Raw genomic sequence first — 1,764 nt, forward strand, 5'->3', positions numbered from 1 at the left:
TTGACTGGTAAACTCACCAAGTCTTTTGATTTTGAAAAGCCGTGATGTAAATTACCTACACCTGTTGATCCAATATCATAATCTGCCATGTTATTTCCTTTCCAATAGTCGCTTATCAGCAGTTGCTTTACCGTCAGTGATACGAATTAACAACCAACTGGTTGCTCGCATGATACCTTTGATAAACCACAAAATTTGAAGCTTGTATGTGTAAGCTGGATAGATCACACACATTACTGCGATAGTTGGCAAAATCGCTGCTAACATTGCCATACCTAGTAACTGAATGAACATTACCATTTCTGCTAACATGTCTTACCTCCTCCCTAATACCAATTGCTTAATTTACTGAAACGCACCACATCATGATATGAGTACGTGATAGTACGTTCATTAGGTGTTTTGTCAGGGACATTGCGTTGGAACAATTCAGTGGGTTTAATCTTAAATCTGAAAGTGTTCACGCATACCCCTAAAATCTTGCACGCCTCTTTTTGCGTGACCTTGCGGTTACTATCTGGTTCCATAGGCTACACATCCCAATCAATCTTCTTTAGTTCATTCAAATCTAGGTCTAACGCAATGGATACCTTCACCATTGCTGGCAACGTCAACCTATTTCGTTTGCCGTTCGTAACGTCATATAACGCTGCGATAGATACACCCGTTACATTTGCTAACCAATAGCGTGTTTTATTACCTTTTAAACGCAGTCCATTGTTGATTATTTCTGCTAGTGACATCTTCCTAACCCTCCGTTATTTTATTTCCCAATCCGTACTCCATTAACGTACTCACGCTTGCTTAGCGTGAAAGTAAAGTTGAATAAATTAAGTTGAATCCAACTTATGTAGTGTTCGTCAGACTCATCGGTAAATCTTGTCATATAGTGATGAAACATCTCCTACACCTCCAATTCAGTTTGTAAGTTCAAATCACGTACTTGTAACGCTAAGTTAGTTGGTAATTGCCATGCCTTGATGTAACTCATACCTTCATCAAACTTCGATAATGGCAATGCGTCATAGCGTGGTACCTCAAAGTAATCTTTAAAGTCGCCACCGATTTGTCGGAACGTCTTGCCACTAAGATGTTGATAAGCGTTTGACTCAAAGCCACCTAGCAAGGTAACAATGTGTCGCTTACGTGCTTGCTCTAATGACTTAGCTTGTGATGCCGGTAAACCGAAACGGTCTTTCAATTCATCAACTGTGGTTTCTACTTCATCAATACGCTTGTTTTGTTCCTCATTAGCTGATTGAATGACTTGCAACATTTCTGCGTTGTTTTGTGGCAAGCGCAAAGCTGGTTGTGCTTGATAACTTCCATTTTTACGAATGCTTGGTAAGACTTCTTCTGTTACCCATGCTTGGAATCGTTCAGCCGTTTCGTTGTTAGCCTTGATTGCCAACTTGTAGAATTGCGGTTCAGTGATGAAATCACCTTTCTCCACTTGTGGAGAATTTACGCCAAGGTACTTATTTACACGTTGCCAGCGAACATACTTACCATTTGATTCAACAATTCCCAATCCAATCGCTGCGGTTTCTACATCGAACATTACTTGTCCGTTTACTTCCTTAACTTTTAAGTTGTCAAATACCTGCACTTCATTACTCATGGTTATACCTACTTTCTTTGTTGTTATAATTGTTTTACTGGCTTATTTGCCTAGTTCACTGAAAGGAACTTGACTATGGAATCTCAAATATTATCGTTATATCGGAATGCCATAAATGAAGGTGCCACTTCGTTTGATATTCC

3 protein-coding genes are annotated in these 1,764 nt (G+C 39.5%); all 3 read right to left on the reverse strand.

Annotated elements, in window-relative coordinates; translation table 11 throughout:
- Nucleotides 1-90: 90 nt before the first annotated feature.
- A complete protein-coding gene (locus tag FFM62_RS09960) occupies nucleotides 91-312 on the reverse strand; it encodes a hypothetical protein (protein WP_115470961.1) in 222 nt (73 codons plus the stop codon).
- Between the two features lie 218 nt (nucleotides 313-530).
- Nucleotides 531-743, reverse strand: coding sequence for a hypothetical protein (locus tag FFM62_RS09965; RefSeq protein ID WP_115470962.1), 213 nt, complete (start codon nucleotides 741-743; stop codon nucleotides 531-533).
- A 161-nt stretch (nucleotides 744-904) separates the two neighbouring features.
- Nucleotides 905-1,621, reverse strand: a complete 717-nt coding sequence (locus FFM62_RS09970; protein WP_115470963.1) for an ORF6C domain-containing protein — start codon at nucleotides 1,619-1,621, stop codon at nucleotides 905-907.
- Nucleotides 1,622-1,764: the final 143 nt, after the last annotated feature.

Source organism: Weissella thailandensis, assembly GCF_005405465.1.
Taxonomy (GTDB): domain Bacteria; phylum Bacillota; class Bacilli; order Lactobacillales; family Lactobacillaceae; genus Weissella; species Weissella thailandensis.